Origin of the sequence: Neobacillus sp. FSL H8-0543 (assembly GCF_038592905.1) — a bacterium.
In the GTDB taxonomy this organism is placed as follows: Bacteria; Bacillota; Bacilli; order Bacillales; family Cytobacillaceae; genus Neobacillus.
In genome coordinates this window covers 4891624-4909412 of record NZ_CP151943.1, presented here as the reverse complement: position 1 = coordinate 4909412, position 17789 = coordinate 4891624, and the positions used below count along the sequence as shown (strand labels likewise).

General features: G+C 40.1%; 14 protein-coding genes. 1 reads left to right on the top strand and 13 read right to left on the bottom strand.

What is annotated here, in order from left to right:
* Positions 1-41 precede the first annotated feature (41 nt).
* From NSS81_RS24420 to NSS81_RS24360, 13 genes are all read right to left on the bottom strand, one after another.
* Positions 42-824, bottom strand: a complete 783-nt coding sequence (locus NSS81_RS24420; RefSeq protein WP_342431195.1) for an enoyl-CoA hydratase — start codon at positions 822-824, stop codon at positions 42-44.
* Entirely contained in the window at positions 821-1708 is an 888-nt protein-coding gene (locus tag NSS81_RS24415) for a 3-hydroxyacyl-CoA dehydrogenase family protein (protein WP_342431194.1), read from the bottom strand. The genes NSS81_RS24420 and NSS81_RS24415 overlap by 4 nt, the downstream gene beginning before the upstream one ends.
* 72 nt (positions 1709-1780) lie before the next feature.
* Positions 1781-2956: a thiolase family protein gene (locus NSS81_RS24410; protein ID WP_342431193.1), complete on the bottom strand. Its 1176-nt coding sequence runs from the start codon at positions 2954-2956 to the stop codon at positions 1781-1783.
* A 48-nt stretch (positions 2957-3004) separates the two neighbouring features.
* Positions 3005-4567 carry a carboxyl transferase domain-containing protein gene (locus tag NSS81_RS24405; RefSeq protein ID WP_342431192.1) on the bottom strand — a complete coding sequence of 521 codons (1563 nt, stop codon included), beginning with the start codon at positions 4565-4567 and terminating at the stop codon, positions 3005-3007.
* Position 4568: 1 nt separating this feature from the next.
* Entirely contained in the window at positions 4569-6239 is a 1671-nt protein-coding gene (locus NSS81_RS24400; RefSeq protein WP_342431191.1) for an AMP-binding protein, read from the bottom strand.
* Between the two features lie 68 nt (positions 6240-6307).
* Positions 6308-8032: an AMP-binding protein gene (locus tag NSS81_RS24395; protein ID WP_342431190.1), complete on the bottom strand. Its 1725-nt coding sequence runs from the start codon at positions 8030-8032 to the stop codon at positions 6308-6310.
* A gap of 25 nt (positions 8033-8057) precedes the next feature.
* Positions 8058-9614: a carboxyl transferase domain-containing protein gene (locus tag NSS81_RS24390; protein ID WP_342431189.1), complete on the bottom strand. Its 1557-nt coding sequence runs from the start codon at positions 9612-9614 to the stop codon at positions 8058-8060.
* Positions 9615-9655: 41 nt separating this feature from the next.
* Entirely contained in the window at positions 9656-10624 is a 969-nt protein-coding gene (locus NSS81_RS24385) for a dipeptide ABC transporter ATP-binding protein (protein ID WP_342431188.1), read from the bottom strand.
* Complete coding sequence (locus NSS81_RS24380; protein ID WP_342431187.1) at positions 10617-11630, bottom strand: ABC transporter ATP-binding protein; 1014 nt, start codon at positions 11628-11630, stop codon at positions 10617-10619. The genes NSS81_RS24385 and NSS81_RS24380 overlap by 8 nt, the downstream gene beginning before the upstream one ends.
* An 11-nt stretch (positions 11631-11641) precedes the next feature.
* A complete protein-coding gene (locus NSS81_RS24375; protein WP_342431186.1) occupies positions 11642-12481 on the bottom strand; it encodes an ABC transporter permease in 840 nt (279 codons plus the stop codon).
* Between the two features lie 15 nt (positions 12482-12496).
* The gene (locus NSS81_RS24370; protein WP_342431185.1) at positions 12497-13444 is read right to left on the bottom strand and encodes an ABC transporter permease; all 948 of its coding nucleotides are present in this window, start codon (positions 13442-13444) and stop codon (positions 12497-12499) included.
* Positions 13445-13467: 23 nt separating this feature from the next.
* Positions 13468-15024 carry an ABC transporter substrate-binding protein gene (locus tag NSS81_RS24365; protein ID WP_342431184.1) on the bottom strand — a complete coding sequence of 519 codons (1557 nt, stop codon included), beginning with the start codon at positions 15022-15024 and terminating at the stop codon, positions 13468-13470.
* 42 nt (positions 15025-15066) lie between these two features.
* The gene (locus NSS81_RS24360) at positions 15067-15279 is read right to left on the bottom strand and encodes an acetyl-CoA carboxylase biotin carboxyl carrier protein subunit (protein ID WP_342431183.1); all 213 of its coding nucleotides are present in this window, start codon (positions 15277-15279) and stop codon (positions 15067-15069) included.
* A gap of 222 nt (positions 15280-15501) precedes the next feature.
* On the opposite strand from NSS81_RS24360, the gene NSS81_RS24355 reads away from it, so the two are divergent.
* A complete protein-coding gene (locus NSS81_RS24355) occupies positions 15502-17571 on the top strand; it encodes a helix-turn-helix domain-containing protein (RefSeq protein WP_342431182.1) in 2070 nt (689 codons plus the stop codon).
* Positions 17572-17789 lie beyond the last annotated feature (218 nt).

The window sequence follows — 17789 nt, the reverse complement described above, 5'->3', positions numbered from 1 at the left end:
AATAAAAGAGAGTTAAAGAAGCACCTATCCTTTTTCCAATACTATTTATGGGCGAAAACAGGCTTTCTTTTTTCAATAAACGCTGAAACTCCTTCTTTGACATCTTCTGTTAAGAAAACTTCTTCAAACAGTTCAGCTTCCCTTTCGATTCCAGCAAAAAATTCCATATTTGTTCCTTCATCTACCGCTTTCTTTATGCGGGATAATGCTTGAAGGGAGTATCCGCTCATTTGCTTTGCCAAAACCATTGCCTCGTTCATTCCTTGTCCTGTTCCAACCACTTTGTTTACTAATCCGATTTTTTCAGCTTCGTGAGCAGTAATAGGGTTGCCCACAAACATAAGCTCCTTTGCTTTTGCTTCCCCTATGATTCTAGGAAGTCGTTGGGTACCTCCACCGCCTGGAAAGATTCCTAATTTTATTTCAGGCAATCCTAGTTGAGCATGTTCTTCAGCGATCCGGATATCGCAGGTAATGGCAAGTTCACATCCTCCACCAAAGGTCAGCCCATTTAATACAGCAATTGTTGGCTTTGGAAGAAAATCGATTTGGTTAAAGACAGCGTGCTGCTCCAATACCCGTTCCTTCATGCCTGTTTGGCCGATTGATTGTGGGAATTCTTTAATATCAGCACCCGCCATGAACGCACGGCTTCCAGCACCGGTCAAGATTACTACTACAATCTCAGAATCATTGGCAATTTCATCAAAGGTTGTTTTTAACTCATTGGTTACCTGGTTGCTTAAAACATTTAATGGCGGATTGTCAATTGTTACGATAGCAATATTGTCATTTTTCTCAAGTTTGACTAATTGATTATTCACTTAACCTTCACCCCTGCTCCTTCATATTCATACCAGCCCATTCCCGTCTTTCTGCCCAAAGTACCTGCATTTACTTTTTCTTCCAGACTTATAGGAGGTTTATCTTCAATATTTCCTGTTTCTGTGTATTTTTCTGAAAGTGCGTAATATCCGACATCAATTCCAGATAGATCCATCAGTTCGAATGGCCCTAATGGATGGTTTAGTGATTTACGTACAATGATATCAATGTCTTTATAATCACAAATCCCTTCCTCATGGAGCTTAAGCGCCTCTTTGTTTAGAGCAAAAAGCAGACGATTGGCAACAAAACCCCATGTTTCCTTTCGTAATAATACTCCTGTCCGCTTGATTTTTTCACAAACGGCCAATGTGACATTAGCCGTTTCTTGAGAAGTGGTATCACTCATAACAACTTCCACACAATCCATTACCAGAGCAGGGAAGAAGAAATGCATATTACAGATTTTTTCTGGTCTAGCCGTTGCATCTGCAATTCTGGAACTGACAATGGTGGAGCTATTAGATGTCAGAATGGCATGAGGTGGAGCCAATTGATCAACGGCGGCGAAAAGTTCCCGCTTCACATTTAATTTTTCAACGACAGCCTCAATCACAAAGTCTGTGTTTCCTACTGCAACTTCTAAACTTGTAGTATAGGATAAACGTGCGAAGGCTTCCGCCAAAGCTTCGCTGCTAATCTTCCCTTTTTGGATCCACTTTCCCATTTGGAATTCTAAGTTTTCTTTTGCTTTCTCCAAAGCACTCTCTTGAATATCATAGATTGTAGTTGAAAAGCCGCCTAATGCACATAACATGGCAATTTGGTGGCCCATGGATCCTGCTCCTAATACCGAAATATGTTTTACATCATGAATATCCATCTATTACACTCCTTTTAGATACTGAATAGTTAGTATGGACTGATTGGTAAAATTAAAAATGGGAACCTTGTCTTATCCTTCTCGTTCAATCAACGTAGCAATGCCTTGGCCGCCGCCAATGCAGGCCGTAATGATCGCCGTGTGTTTATTAGTTCTTTGTAATTCATAAATCGCTTTGGTCATTAAAATAGCACCTGTCGCTCCCAGTGGGTGACCGTGCGCAATCGCACCGCCGTTAACATTTAGTTTTTCTTCGTTAATTTCCAGCTCTCGATTGCAGGCAATAACCTGTGAAGCAAACGCTTCGTTTAGTTCCACTAAATCAATATCATTTATCGTTAAGCCTGTCCGCTTTAATAGCTTTCTCACTGCAGGCACTGGACCAATACCCATAATGTTTGGATCGACTCCACTTACGGCATAATCACGAATGACTGCCAGCGGCTTTAATCCTAATTCAGAAGCCTTCTCACGAGACATAATAACTAAAGCGCACGCTGCATCATTAAGTCCTGAACTACTACCCGCGGTAACCGTACCACCTTCTAGAAAAGCTGGTGATAGTTTTGCTAAACCTTCTAGAGTCGTATTTGGACGTGGATGTTCATCCGTTGAAAAAATGATTGGCTCCCCTTTTCTCACCGGTAATACGATTGGAACAATTTGTTCTTTATAGAAGTCTTGTTCCATGGCTGATGCCATTCTTTGTTGACTTCTAAATGAATACGCATCTTGTTCTTCTCGAGTAATGTTATATTTTTTAACAAGATTTTCAGCCGTGATTCCCATTGGCGGATCCCCAATTTCCTTTGGTGAAAGCTGAGCTGACCGAAATCTTGGCGGTGCTGGACTATACGCTTTTGTTGCCCGATCCATTAAATAAGGTGCACGGCTCATGCTCTCTGTTCCACCAGCGACATAAATATCTCCTGCTCCAGCTTTGATGGCTTGAGCTGCAAAATTAACTGCATTAATACCTGACCCACACTGACGATCGATGGTAACCCCAGGTGTTTCCAGAGATACTCCCAGCTGTAAAGCTGTTAATCTAGCAATGTTTCCTCCACCGCTTAATACATTTCCAAAAATAACATCTTCAATTTGCTCTGCGTTTACTCCTGCCCTTCTTAAGGCTTCCTTTATTACGACTGCTCCATATTCATGGGCGTCCAGGCTAGCTAATGCACCACCCTGCCTTCCAATCGGAGTCCTTACCGCTGAAACAATCACTGCATCTCTATTAGACAATTTTTTTCCTCCTATACCTTTTTCTATTTTGTATTCGTAAACCCTCTTTTAAATACCTGTCGGCCAGTTTGCTAATCTTCGTTCACTCATCGATCCATTTTTCACAACCGCAAACTCTAATGTTTTACAAAGAAATTTTCGAGTATCCCGTGGATCAATAACATCGTCGATAAGGTGTTTTGCTGCCGCTTTGTAAGGAGAACTATCGAATGCCCACTTTTCGAGAAGCTCTTTTCGAACTTCCTTAGCATTTTCCACCCCCTCTAACTGCCGCCCATATACAACATTGATTCCCACTTCTGGTCCCGTGAAGTTTATCTCCGCGGTGGGCCATGCAACAACAAAATCCGCCCCCATTGTAGGTCCACACATGTTTCCATAAGCAGCACCCACACTTTTTCGAATAATAACCGATATTTTCGGAACGGTTGAATGAGCGAGCGCTTGGTTCCAGACCATGATTTTGGTTGGTATTTTTTGCTTTTCAGCTTCATTACTTATTCGGAATCCAGGAGTATCATGTAAAAAAATCATTGGAATATTAAAGGAATCACATAAACAAATAAAATCAGTGGCTTTTTCGCATTCCTGTACCCCTGATGCTCCCGCATATTTAATAGGCTGACTGGCAACAATTCCAACTGTCCTACCGTTCATTCTGGCAAAAACCGTTAAAAGTGCAGGGCCATATAACTCCTTATACTCAAAGAATTGACGATCATCCACGATTTCGATGATAATTTTCTTCATATCATAGGCTCTATTTGCTTTGTTTGGTAAAATATCCAACAATCGTTCTACTCTTCGGTAAGGATCATCATTGGTTTCTTTATAGGGGGTTTCCATCGTTGCATTTAACGGCATATAGCTGAAGTACTTTTTCATTTGTGCAATACACTCTTCCTCAGTATTACCGAATGCATCCGCCTGACCTGTCTGAGAGGCATGGACCTTCCAACCACCTAATTCTTCTGTAGATACCCGCTGGCCTGTAGCCATCTCAATCATTCGAGGACCAGCAACCGCCATACAGGTTCCTTTTAGCTGGGTGACAAAATCAGATGAAACGGCCATCCATGTTGGACCTCCAAAGCTATCACCTAGAATACTTGTGATAAAAGGAACCTGTCTGCTATGTGTCAGCATTTCCTGTGGAAAAAGTTTATCACTGATTCCGTCTGATCCCATACCATCAGGCATTCTAAGCCCTCCGCCTTCATGAAGGAAGAACAAAGGTAAACCGCGTTTTAACGCATACTCGTGGATGGTTTTCGCTTTTCGCATGTGAACGGCACCTTCTGTCCCTGCAAACACCGTTTTATCACCTGCCTGTACCACAATCGGTCTTCCATCTACTTTGGCAATACCGACAATAAGACCATCACCTGCACTCTTGTTCTCTAATCCGGGAATATCCGAATGATTGAGCATGCCAAATTCCAGAAAAGAATCTGAATCCACCAGTAGGTCAATCCTTTCTCTTGCTGTATAAAAGCCTGCTTCATGCTGACGCTGAATTTTCTCGATACCGCCATTTAGTATGGCAAGCTTTTTCCTATTGATTAAATCCTCAACCGATTCTTTTACGATATCCTTTACTTGTTCTGTCACGTCAAACCTCCTTTCTTTCCGGTTCTTTCAGGAGTCTTCTTAACACTTTCCCTGAGCTTGTTGCAGGCAATTGAAGTAAAAATTCTACATATTTAGGAGATTTATAGGCGGCCATTTTCTCCTTAGCCCAACCAATCATTTCTTGTTCTGAAATCTTACCAACAAAATCCGGCTTTAATACTATAAAAGCTTTTACACTTTCCCCTCTTATTTCATCCGGCACACCGATTACAGCACATTGGAGAATTCCTGGATGTTCATTTAGCATGGCTTCAACATCTTCAGGGAATACACTATAGCCTGAGGATTTGATCATTTCTTTAATACGCCCATGGAAAAATAAATAGCCATCCTCATCAACACTTCCAATGTCGCCTGTATGAACCCAGCCATCTCTAAGCGTTTCAGCTGTAGCCTCTGGTCTATTTAAATAGCCTTTAAATACCCCCGGATTCTTGATGACGATTTCACCCTTTTCACCATGGCCAGCCAATTCACCCGTTTCAGTTTTGATTATTTTAAGATCTGTATCAAATGTAGGGATTCCACAGCTCCCCCATTTAATTTGGTCTTTCGGCATAAAAGTATCACAAGTATGTGTCTCACTTAATCCATAAGAAGCTTCGTGCATAATGCAACCTTGTGTTACTTTCTTCCACGTATTTGCTAATTGTTCGGTAACAGGCACTCCAAAACTAGTAGATGCATTCGATTTTAGGGAAGATAAATCCCTTTTTTCAATTCCCGGTGTGTTCAATATAGCGACATTCATTGGTGCGATACTATACCAAGCACTGATTTTATATTGTTCAATTGCATCAATGGTTGTCATTGGGTCAAACCGAGTTAATAATATACATTCACAACCAGCATAAACAGGGATATTCACCCCCATAACCATCCCTGCGATATGGCATAATGGAGCAACTGTTAAATACCGTTCACTAGATTGATACTGATTACCTTGAATGGTGGCTGCCGTTTTAAAAAGGGCACTGCCATACGGTAACATCGCAGCTTTCGGTCTTCCAGTTGTGCCAGATGTAAAGACCATTAATCCGATGTCATTCCAGAGGTCTATTTCAACATGATGGGAATAGGGTTCATGTTCACTTAAGATGTGAATGAAATCAAATGACCCTTTAAGATGTTCCTTTTTAAGTGTTAATTCTTGGGGTAAAGACAATGTTGGTTCGTCAGGAAGATAATCAGAATAATTTGTTGTTACAACAAATTCGATCGACTGAGTTTTTGAGCGAATGACTTCAATGCGAGAATACAGTTCTTGACCTGTGACGATTGCTTTTATCTTTACCTCATTTATCAAGTATTCCAACTCAGATTCTTTGTACATTGGGTTTAAAGGGACGACAATTCCTCCCAGTCGCTGTATTCCGTAGTGGGCAATGATATACTGAGGGCAATTTTGCATAAATAATGCAATACAATCTCCTTTTTTCACCCCTTGGTCCGTTAGGAATTGAGCAAATTTATCAACAGATTCGTCAATCTCTTTCCATATTAGTTCCTTTCCATAGAACGAATAGGCAATATTATCGGGTGTATGAATGGCATTTAGTTTTACATACTCATGAAGTGGCCTTTGCCCAAGTCGATATGTTAATGTTTTCGGGACCTGACTAGGCCAGCTTTTTCGCAATAGTTCCTTCATTTCTCTTATACCCCCATCGCTAATTTCATTCTTATTTTGAAAAAAATAGTTCCTAATCTCGGATTAAATTAATTCGAAGTTTGTAATCTCAGCTGTGACATTAGTTCGTTTCTTAACTTATATTTTTCAATTTTATTTGTGGGGGTCCTTGGTAATTCATATGTGAATCGAACATACTTAGGCCACATGTATTTGGGAAGCTTATCCTTTACCCAATCCTTCAGTTCTGACTCGTTAAGCGAAGAGTCCGTCTTCTTTACTACATAGATGGCCACATCATCTTCATCCCCAACCTCTGCAGGAACTGGAAAAGCTGCGGTAAGCTCAATTTCAGGATGTCCGTTAACAATATCCTCCAATTGATAGGATGATATTTTTTCGCCGTGACAGCGAATGACTCCGCCGAGTCGGTCAACAAAATAATAATTTCCATCTTCTCCAAGGTAACCGGCATCACCAGTATGAAACCAAAGGTTTCTGAAAGAATTTACAGTAGACTCAGGTTTATTTAAATATTCAGATAATATAAGATGTGGTAAACGTGGTCGCAAAGCCAGATGGCCTACTTGACCAACAGGAACTTCTAAATCATTATCATCCAGTATCGTGATTTCAAAGTAGTTAGGAGGAGTTCCCATAAATCCCTTTTTCAAATCCTGGTTTCCATTAAGGATTGGGATTCTGTTTACCTTACATTGATCAACAATCTCCTGTCTTGAATGGCCTTTATAAAGGGATAGCGGTGTTCCCTCACCCTCTTCTGTCTCAAGGATTATGCTAATCAACGGATTACCTGACTCCGTTTGCCCAAAACCAGCTGTAACGATATCAAAGCCGAATCTCTTTGCAATATCATTATGATATTTAGGAAGTGGCTGCATATGCACTTTATTTAACGTATTGTTTCGATCGTTTTCGTTCGGCGCCGCGTTCATTAGCCATGGAATCATAACATCGAGCAGCGTAACCATCGTTGACCTGCTTTTTTCAATCCTGCCCCAAAATTGATTGGGACTGAATTTATCCCAAAGAGCAACCGTACAGCCTTCATATGCACCTTTTGCAACATTAAAAAAGGCTCCACCAACATGGTAAAGTGGGAGATCATTATAAATAACATCATCATAGGACATCATTTGCCTGCTCCCAACCGTATATCCATTGATCCACCGGTGTGATTGAACGACACCTTTTGCTGGTCCAGTGGTTCCTGAGGTATAAATGATATTGGCAGTATCCCAATAATTTAACTCTACATCAAGATTACTAGTATCCCCACGCAGCAAGCGTTCGAATGATATTTCATTATAATTTGCATGCAACGAAATATCTGTAAGCTCCACAATAAAGTCATGTTCCCCTTCCATCGGATTATGGACAAAGGTGACAATCCCCTCGATTTCTGATGCAATTTCATTTAATATTGGAACCATCATTCGCTCTGTAATGAGCATTTTTGGTTGTGAATCTTTCAACTGATAACTTAATAGCTTGCCCCGATAGTTAAAATTGATAGGACTAAATACCGCACCACATTTCCAAATTCCAAACATGACCATGGTAGAAATAAGTGGGTTTTTTAAGAAGACAGATATTCGATCCCCTTTATGAATTCCCCTAGATATCAAAGAATGTCCAATACTATTTGTTAATTGATGGAATTTTTGATACGAAATACGTCTCTCATCTTCACCATAATAAAGAAATGTTTTTTCTCCCGCCGTTTCTGCCCAATACTGCAGGCTTTTCGTAACGACTTCTTCCGGAAATGCTCCTTCCATTAATGGATTCAATATACTTCCTCTCCTTTTTCCAAAATTAAGGTCTCATCCCATGACTTGAAGGGCCAAGCATTTGTGGGAGAAGTGCGTAAGCATCCTGAACCCATTCACATAAGAGCGGCCTTGTATCTCGCGGATCGATAATCTCTTCCACGCCGAACACTTCAGCTGTCCGAATTGGTGACCTTACAGATTCCATCCGTTCAAGAAGTTGATTTAATAACTCTTGTGGATTGTCACTTGCCTCTAGTTCCCGGCGATAAGCCACCTGTACACCACCCTCAACAGGGAGTGAACCCCAATCACCAGAAGGCCACGCATATCGCAAGTTCAAGCCGTGTCCATTGGTCATACCTGCACCTCCTACTCCAAAAGCACGGCGCATAATAATCTCAATCATCGGAACTTTTGTCTGATAAATAGCCGCAATGGCACGAACCCCTTTTCGAATCGTACCCTTTATTTCATTTGGGAGTCCAATTACCATACCAGGCTGGTCGACTAAATTGATAATCGGCAAATGAAAGGTTTGACAAAGATCTACAAATCTTTCAATTTTTTCGGAACTCTCAGCCGTTAGACCTCCGCCATTTACATACGGGTCGGAAGCTAGTACCCCTACAGGATGTCCGTTAAGCCGGGCAAAACATGTAAGAGTACCACCGCCATAATACCTGCCCATCTCAAAGGTCGAGTCTTCATCGAAAATCATTTGCAGGATTTCACGAACCCTATAAGGGGCTCTTCTGTTTTTAGGAATGACAGAAAGTAAGCGCTCCTCCTTCCGAAGGGGATTGTCTTCACTTTTTTCTACAGGGGGCAGCTGCCATACACTTGAAGGCAGGTAGGATAAGAATCTACGAGTCTGCACAAATGCATCTTCTTCTGAACTAGCAATATTATCTATCGCTCCACTTGACCGATGAACTTGAATTCCACCTAGTTCTTCTTTCGTCAAATCCTGACCCATACCATATTTAACAACAGGAGGTCCTGCAACAAATAGTTGCGCCGTTTCCTCTACCATTACGGAAAAGTGTGAAGCGGCAACTCTTCCAGCACCTAGCCCTGCAACAGATCCCAAACACAAGCCCACAACAGGAACACGTTCCATATTCGCAACCACTAAATCCCAAGCTGGATTTACCGGAATATATGTATGGCCTTGGGTGTCGAGAAAAGTAACACTACCACCACCGCCAGTACCATCAACAAGCCGGATTAGGGGTAACTGCAAATCATGTGCCATACGTTCCGCATAGATTTGTTTTCCCATAATCGCTCCATCTGCTGCACCGCCGCGAACAGTAAAATCGTCAGCGCCGACTACAACCTTGCGCCCATTAATTCGGCCTGTTCCCAATAAGAAATTTGCCGGTGTAAATTCTATCAATTCACCATTTTCATCATACTTCGCCTTCCCTGCAATGGCACCCGTTTCATGAAAGGTGTTATCATCTAGCAAACTGACAATTCTTTCTCTGACCGTTAGTTTTCCTCTAGATTTATGCCTTGCAACCCGTTCCTCACCGCCCATTTGTTTTGCTAATTCTTCCCGGCGTCGAATTTCGTTAATTTCTACTTCCCAAGTCATTTAATACCCTCCTTTTGAAGTTCTTTAATCATCTTTCCTTATTATCCAGGATAAAAACATGCCACCCATCTTCCATCCGCTACTTGCTCGAGAGGCGGATCGATTCTTTTACAACGCTCATCGGCAAGTCTGCAGCGGGTATGGAATCTGCAGCCAGTTGGCGGGTTTGCAGGACTTGGAATATCACCACTCAGAATAATGCGTTCTCTATCCCGAATGGACGGATCAGGTTCTGGTACTGCAGAGATCAGTGCTTCTGTATAGGGATGGAGTGGCCGCTCGAACAGCTGATCTGTTTCCGAAACTTCCACAACCTTACCTAAATACATTACGACTATCCGATCACTGATATGCTTAACCGCCTGTAATCCATGGGCAATAAAGACATATGATAACCCCATATCTTCCTGGATATCCTTTAACAGGTTTAAAATCTGCGCTTGAATAGAAACATCTAATGCTGAAACTGGTTCATCACAGACTATCAGTTTTGGATTTAAAGCTAAAGCCCGAGCAATACCTATTCTTTGACGTTGACCACCAGAGAATTCTTCTGGATAACGGGTGCCATGTGCTGAAGTAAGTCCTACTTTTTCAAGTAATTCATCCACCCTTTTTTTCCTATCACTTTTGGTACCGAATTTATGAAGGACTAAGGGTTCAGCAATAATGTTGGTAACGGTCATCCTCGGATTAAGGGAGGAATAGGGGTCTTGAAAGACCATTTGAATATTTTTCCCTATCTCTCTCTTCTTCCTTCCTTTGGATAACAGGGAGTTTCCTTCAAATATCACTTCTCCTGTTGTCGGTTCAAGTAAACCTACAACCATTCTTCCGAGAGTCGATTTTCCGCAACCGGATTCACCAACAAGACCAACAGTTTCACCCTGATGGACATCCAGGCTAATTCCATCAACCGCCTTCAACCATTTGTTTTTCTTACCAAACAAACCGCTGCCGATTGGATAGTATTTTTTTACGTTCCTAATGGATATCAATGGTTCAGGCATGAACGGTCACCTCTTCCGTTTGTTGCTCTACTATATTCCAACATGCAGCCTGGCTTTGGTTACCAGTCTTAGTAAGTTTCGGGGTAAGTTGAAGACATTTTTCGGTTGCACTGATGCAACGAGAATAAAAATTACAACCCTTCGGAAGTTCAAGTGGGTTAGGTACCGCACCCGGAATCGTATGGAGATACTTTTCCGAGGCACCTCTCAATTTAGGTACGCTTGCCAATAATCCTTTTGTATAAGGATGCTGGGGGTTTTGGAAAAGAGAATAGACATCTCCCTCCTCAACAATTTCCCCGCAATACATGACAAGGACCCTGTCGGCCATCTCTGCTACCACCCCTAAATCATGGGTAATCATCAAGATTGATATATTAGTCTCTCTTTGCAGTTGACGCAAGACGTTTAAAATCTGTGCTTGAATCGTTACATCGAGAGCAGTCGTAGGCTCATCCGCAATGAGTAACGAAGGATTGCATGCAAGGGCAATGGCAATCATGATTCTTTGCCGCATTCCTCCAGACAATTGATGTGGATAGTCGCGTAGTCTATTTTCTGGATCAGGAATCCCGACCTTGGATAGCAAATGGATGACGGTTTCTTTCGCTGTTTTATAACTGACTCCCTGATGAATCTGAATCGATTCTGCAATTTGTTTACCAATCGGATGAAGAGGATTGAGGGAAGACATCGGATCTTGGAAAATCATCGAAATTTCGTTTCCTCGTATCTTTTTCAATTGCTTTTTCTTCATATTCAGCAAGTTTTCGCCTTTATAACTAATCACACTATCCTTACTATATTTAATGGATGGAGCATTCAATCCCATTATTGATAAGGCCGTAACACTTTTACCGCTCCCCGATTCTCCCACCAAAGCAACAATCTCTCCTTTTCCAATCGTAAAAGAAATATTGTTAACAGGATTTATTGCTCCCTTTGGTGTGGGGATATACGAATAAAGATTTTTTACTTCTAAAACTGGTTCAAAAGTTTCTCCCAATTCAATCCCCCCTAAGATCTTTTTATTTTAGGATCAATCGCAACGCGAATCCCGTCACCAAAAAAGTTTCCTGCTAAAACAGAAAGCAGTATGGCTACACCAGGGAATACCATCATTAATGGATTAACAAAAATCATACTGTATGCTTGTTGAAGCATGCCGCCCCAACTCACTTGAGGGGATTGTGCTCCCATGCCGAGAAAGCTTAAGGAAGCCTCGACAATAATCGCCAAACTGAAACTAAAGGATGCCTGAACGATGATAGGCGATAGGATATTAGGATGGATATGTTTGAACATAATCCACATTGGTCCTGCACCTGAAATTTTAGCTGCCTCCACATAAGGTTCCCGTCTTACCTGAAGCGTTTGTCCCCTTGCTAATCGGGCAAATTGCGGGGTAAAAATAATTCCAATTGCAATCATCGCATTCCATAAACTAACACCTAATGCTCCCGTAATTCCTAAAGCTAGAAGAATAGCAGGAAAGGATAATATGGCATCTACAATCCTCATAAAGATGTCATCAACTATACCGCCAAGATACCCGGATATAATCCCCAACGGCACTCCAACTACAAGGGGAATGAAAATTGCCACCAGGCCTGCTTGGATGGCTGCCTGTGCTCCCATGAGGACACGGGTGAAAATATCCCTTCCCAATTCGTCCGTTCCAAACCAATGCGTTCCATTTGGCGCTAACATGATTTTCGTTAAATCCTGTGCTTCGGGATCAAACGGGACAATAAAACGAGCAAATAGGGCAAGTAATACTAAAAAGATCAGATAAATTAAACTAACAAATGCGAGTCTTTCTTTAACTATTCGGTGGAAAACCAAACGGAATTGCATCCATTATCCTCCTTCTCAATCAAATTCAATTCTCGGATCCAAAATACTATATATGACATCTGTCACAAAATTGATTACGAGGACTAACACGACCATAACTAGTACGACACCTTGTAGCATCGGGAAATCCCTTTGCAAAATAGAGTTTACTGCCAGTTGACCCATACCAGGAATGGCAAATACAGTTTCTATTACAACCGTCGCACCGAGCATATTCCCAAATAAGAGTCCAATCGTTGTAATAACAGGAAGGAAGGAATTTCTTAGGGCGTGCTTCCAAATGACAAGCCAAAGTAATAACCCTTTAGAATAAGCTGTACGTATATAGTCTGTATCCAGTACTTCAAGCAAGGTGGATCTTAATTGCCGGGTAATTTGGGCAGCTCCAAAAGCTCCTAAACAAATAGCAGGAAGGATAATCATTTGGAAATACCCACTGGGACTATCAAAAAAACTAGTAAATCCCGTTGATGGCAGCCATCCAAGATTGACACTGAATATCACAATCAGCAGCATAGCAAGCCAGAAATTAGGGATAGCTGTGCCCAGAGTGCCTATAAATCTAGCAATATAGTCAAGCCAGCTATTCGGTTTAATGATGGAAGCTATCGCAAAAGTCATTCCAAAAATAAAGGAAATTAGAATGGCAGCGAGGCAAAGTTGAAAAGTAATGCCAAGCCTAGAAAATACGGATTCGCTTACGATTTCACCTGTAAAGAGTGATCGGCCCAAATCACCTTGGACCGCATTGACCAGCCAGTTCCAATACTGAACCAGTATGGGTTGATCCAGACCCAGTTGACTTCTCAACTGAGTCAGTTTTTCTTCTGTTGCATTATCACCAAGAAGGGCAAGTGCAGGATCACCCGGAATGAGCAGAATCAGGGAAAAGACGATCAGTGTCGTTACGATTAACATTGGGACTACATACATCAACCGTCGAAGTAAAAATTTAAAAAACAATGGTCTTCCCTTCTCTCTTCACTTTATTTATCAATCCACAAGAAGGAAACTCTTGGTTTTCCAAGCAATGTTCCTTCAAATCCTTTTACTTGTTGTGTCATTGCAGCAGTAACTGGTGTAAAAACAATCGGAATGGTCATGGCTTCGTCTAGAATAGACATTTCATTGATTTTACCGTAAAGGTCTGCACGTTCATTCTCATCATAGGAAGAAGCAGCCTTTGCAATCAATTCTTCCTTCTCAGGTGAGGTCTCACCGCCAGTATTATAAAAACCGTTTCCACTAAAGAACAAATTAACGGTCTGTTGTGGATCAGGTCGACCTGTCCATGAAGTTAAGTTTGCAGCAATTTGTTTTTCATTAAAAAACATGGCTACACCTTTAGTTAGTTCCATCGACTGGATAGTTATGTCAAAACCCGCTTCTTTTGCTTGAGCCTTAATTGCTTCACCAACTCTTTGATATTCTGGAACAGTTGGAACGAACATATCAAAACTGACCCTGTCTAATCCTATACTTTTAAGAAGTTCCTTTGATTTAGCCGGGTCATATTCAATTTTCATATCAGGATTAGATGCCCAATAATCTTTCGGGAAAGCTTGGTATGCTGGTTCTCCATTCCCAAGGTAAATTGCTTTTACAATTGATTCTCGATCAATTGAATGGAGTAATGCTTGTCTTACTTCCTTCTTATCAAACGGTTCCATTTTTGTATTCAAATAAATATTATGAAAATACACTCTCATTTTTGAATCTAAGGTAACATTTTTATCATTTTTAAATATTTGAAGGTTATTAGCAGACACATTCCAATAAAAATCTAATTGAGAGGATTTAAAAGCGTTTAAACGTGTATTTTCATCTGGCATTATTTTAGCTGTGATGGTATCTAGATATGGAAGCCCTTCCTGCCAGTATTTCTCATATGCTGCTAGTTGAATTTCTCCATTACGAACCCATTTTACGAACTTAAATGGTCCTGCACCAACAGGATTTTGACTGAAATCTGGACCTAACTTCTCTACAGCTGTTGGTGAAACCATCATTCCGGAGCGATCAGAGAGTGCTAGAATGATAGAAGAATCAGCTTGTTTGAGATTTAATTTGACGGTATTCGTATCAACTACTTCAACCGATTCAACATTGGCAATATCGGAAATATTTGATTCCTCTGAGTTGACACGGTCCAAATTAAATTTAACCGCTTCAGCGTTAAATTCAGTTCCATCGTGGAAGGTGACACCTTCTCTTAAGTGAAGAATAATCGTTTTGTTATCTGGTGTTTCCCATGATTCAGCTAGTCCTGGTTGTGACTCTAAATTACTATTATAGTTAACGAGAGTATCATAGACAGGATATAAGAGTGCGTGATCATTTCCTGAGTTTCCCAAAATCGGATCATAATTACTTAAATCTGTATCATAACCAAATACAAGATTGCCCCCTTTTTTCGGCTCACCGCTACTTTTAGTTCCTTCAGGGGATTGATTGTTTGCTACATTTTTATTCTGTGAACATCCTGCAATAATCAATAGACACAATAACGATAAAAGACTAAATAATCTGATAGTTTTTTTCATGGAAAGCCTCCCTGGTTTATTCTTATCTATCCTGCTAGGATTTTATTCCAATACCAGGATAACGTCCCCTTCATTTACAAAATCGCCCTCACTCACTTTTAATTCCTTAACAGTCCCTGCGGTCTCCGTTGTAATAGGGATCTCCATTTTCATAGATTCGAGAATCGCAACTTCTTCACCGGGCTCTAATCGATCACCCATTTTGACCAAAACTTTATATAGATTCCCCGCCATAGATGACAATAATTGACTCATTTTCTTTCTCTCCCTTTTTAAATTATTTCTAATAATAATTTAAACGCTTACATTTTTGTTCAACTTTCACCACCTTAAAAAATACCCTGATTACAAAAATCAGAATCTTTTAAATATTTTATATTTACAAGAATCATACTTGATTGCTAAAATGATATCAATGTGTATATATCTCTTCTTTTCTCTCATTCAATGTAAATCTTCACACTGGAGTGATAAACCATGAATAACCTTTCGTTGATGCGTACCTTTTTGACTAAAAAACTGTCTTTGAATGAATATCAAATATGGTCATACAGCCCATTTGACCATAAATGGGTTCAGGTTACCCATCAAAATGTAAATGCGAATCCGCGCCCTGATAATTCAATAGAAAACTATACATTCCCCTTAGATAATCAAAATTATTACTTGCTTGATTTTCCTGAAAACTATAAAGTGGCCATCTCTTTTATTGATATTAAACCACTATTAACCAAAGAAGATATGGAGTATTTATATTATCTGCTTTATCCTGTCTACTCCGAGCTTGCAACAACAAGTAAGGAGGTAAAATTAAAAAAACTGATTGATGGTGTTCAAAATATTACTTCTACACTCGATTTAGATGAATTGCTAACTACGATGCTAGATAACGTTGCCACAGTAATTCCAGGAGCTGATGTATCATCCTTATGGTTGTACAGTCCTGCCATTGACCGCTTGGTCTGCCGGGCATATAGAGGCTGGAATAAAGACATAGAACAGGTCCAATATAAAGTGGGCGAATCCGTTTGCGGTAAAACGTATCAAGATGGAAAAACTAGGTATTATATATCCTCTTTGCATGTGATGGAGTCCATGAAGGGAATATCACCTATAAACTCACAATTTCTAAAGTCGGCTTTTCCCTATCCGAAAATCCATGCAAGCGTGATCGTACCTGTAAGATTTAGAAATGAGGTATTAGGTGTATTAAGTATTCATCGTGGTAAGCGCGTGCCCCATATAGCCAAATGGGATCTTCAAATTCTAAAAGGTCTATCTGCACAAATTGCCATCGCTATTGAAAATGCTAGATTATTTACTGAAATTAATCGAAAAAATCAAGTGCTGGTGAAGCAAAATGAAGTCCATAGTACGCTGACACAACTCTCAATCCAAAATAAAGGGATTGAGACGATTACACAGGAGTTAAATCGGATGCTTGGCCTACATGTTATGTTTGTCGATTTAAATGAAAATAAATTCTATATGACTAGTAAAATGGATTCTTCTATTTTGAGCATGGATGAAATTACAAAAATATGTGCCAATAAGACTGATTCAATCTATGTAGACGTTATCGATAACGAGATGAAATCTTTGTTCATCTACCCTATCCTTGTGAATCGGGTATGTTATGCCAGCATCGTTGTCCTAGTTACACGGCAATTGACACAGATGGAAAATATCATTGTAGAAAGAGGTGGATCGGTATTAGCTTTAGAACTGGCAAAAAGGCAATTATTAACCGAAGTCCATAATAAAAAAATCCACGACTTTTATTCGGATCTTTTAAAGAATGAGAATACTACCCTTCTTTTTCAACAGGGGCTGGACTTTGGCATCGATTTAAAAAAAAATCTTTTTACCATAAAAGTCGAATTATCAAATCACAATGAACTTGGGACACTCCAAACCCCCGTTCATCGTTTTGTTGCTCGAATGAACTATCATTTTCAGGAGGAAGAGAAAATTATTTTCGGCAACAACAATAAGGTTTCCATCCTTTTTTCAGTAAAACATCCTTCTGAAAGGTCGAATGTGATCAAAAAATTAAATACTATTTTAAACGATTGGGAGCAAAATGATGGACAAAAACTTTATGCGGGGATTGGCATGATGTACAAGGGGATTGATTCGATTAAGAAGACAGATGCTGATGCAAACAAGGCATTGGCATACCGTTCTTCTCAAAAACGTACAGGTTCCATCGAGTTTTCTGAAATTGGAATAAATCGCCTGTTTTTAAATCTTTCAAATGAAGAAGTAGAAGAATTTCTCCAAGAAATTTTTAGTCCATTAGCAACGCATGGTGTACGTAATAGTGAACTTGAACAAACACTACTTTCCTTGATAAAATTTAATCGGAATGCTGCAAAAACGGCTGAGGATCTCCATATACATATCAACACACTTTATCAAAGAATTAGAAAAATTGAAGATACCCTTGGAATCTCACTTGAAAAACCAGAAGATCTTTTAAAAATACAGCTGGCCTATCATCTCCGAGAAAATTTAAGTAATGATTGGAGTTCAAAAACACCCTAATTTTTTGACAAAGAAAAATTTTGGACATTCATGCTTCGTTTTAGGGTAAGGGGGGTTTTTTCTCTTTTGTTAAACCGAAACTCTAAACCTTTATCTTTTGGGATGAATGTCTGTGATATAAAAAAACATAGATTTTCTAGATTTATAAATTCTAAAAAGGCACCATTCCCTATATGGAATGGTGCAAAATGGCCTTGGTTAGAGGCGGTGTAGGATCA